This window comes from Vibrio sp. 378, from assembly GCF_033339435.1.
In genome coordinates, this window is the sequence record NZ_JAWOUO010000202.1 from 1 (window position 1) to 980 (window position 980).

Here is a 980-nt window from a genome sequence, read left to right on the forward strand (position 1 = left end):
ATCAAATGAGTTCGGCCTGTTTTTACCACACCTTGCAAAGCTTGCTTCTTGGTTTCTAGGCTTTGGCTAAGATGAGCCAGTGCAGGCAACAACTTGTGTTCAATAGCAAGTGCTGAGCTGACTTGAATCGCCGTCGGCACCACATCGTTACTGCTTTGACCCATGTTAACGTGGTCATTCGGGGTGACGTTGCCGCCAAGCAATTCAGACGCGAGCGTGGCAATCACTTCATTGGCGTTCATGTTGGAGCTTGTCCCAGAACCGGTTTGGAACAGGTCGATAGGGAACTGATCGAGATGTTGGCCATCAATAATGGCTTGCGCAGCCTCTGCAATCGCATTAGCGATATCACCTTCCAGTAACCCTAGTTGTGCGTTGGTCAGTGCTGCCGTCTGTTTGATGTGGGCTAAAGCTTGGATGAAACCGCTTGGCATGGTGTGCTGGCTGAATGCGAAGTTATCGATAGCGCGCTGAGTTTGCGCTTGATACAAGGCATTCGCCGGGACTTTTACTTCGCCCATGCTGTCGGTTTCAATACGAAATTCGGTGGTCATAGTAGGATTCCTTTCGTTTAATCAAGAGAAGTCTGAATGAGGCGTAATTGTTGTTGTAATTGGAGAAACTTTACGTCGCCATGTTCAAACTGATAGTAGTAACGTTTGAGGCAGAATAAGGGCGTGTGAACCGAATCAAGGCAGACTCGGCGAAATGTACGAGTGCGAGTTGGGTCTTGAATCGCTTCGAGAAGGTGGAAATACACTTGGCGCAAAAACAGTTCGCACAAGAGTAAGTTTTCGTCTTCTGCTTCATGCTCATAGCTGGATGACAACACCATACTCCAATGAATATAGTCATGAATGACGTCGGGCTCAAAGCCACTTGGCGCGGCAAGTTGGAAGCGATCTTGCGCTTTGAAGAAGGCGTTGAATATGTCCTTTCTGCGTTTCATATCTGCCTCAATTAATTAGATAATGATAATT

The 980-nt window shown here is 47.2% G+C and carries 2 protein-coding genes; both read right to left on the reverse strand.

The genetic code is table 11. The features are described from left to right. A partial coding sequence (locus R7Q48_RS25145; protein WP_318132859.1) for a lyase family protein occupies positions 1–554 on the reverse strand: 554 nt, incomplete at its 3' end. Between the two features lie 17 nt (positions 555–571). After that, positions 572–949, reverse strand: a complete 378-nt coding sequence (locus R7Q48_RS25150) for a hypothetical protein (RefSeq protein WP_053812570.1) — start codon at positions 947–949, stop codon at positions 572–574. Positions 950–980: the final 31 nt, after the last annotated feature.

Excerpts from the sequence above, each read along its gene's own strand:
- R7Q48_RS25150 (WP_053812570.1), bottom strand. The coding sequence starts at position 949 with ATGAAACGCAGAAAGGACATATTCAACGCCTTCTTCAAAGCGCAAGAT.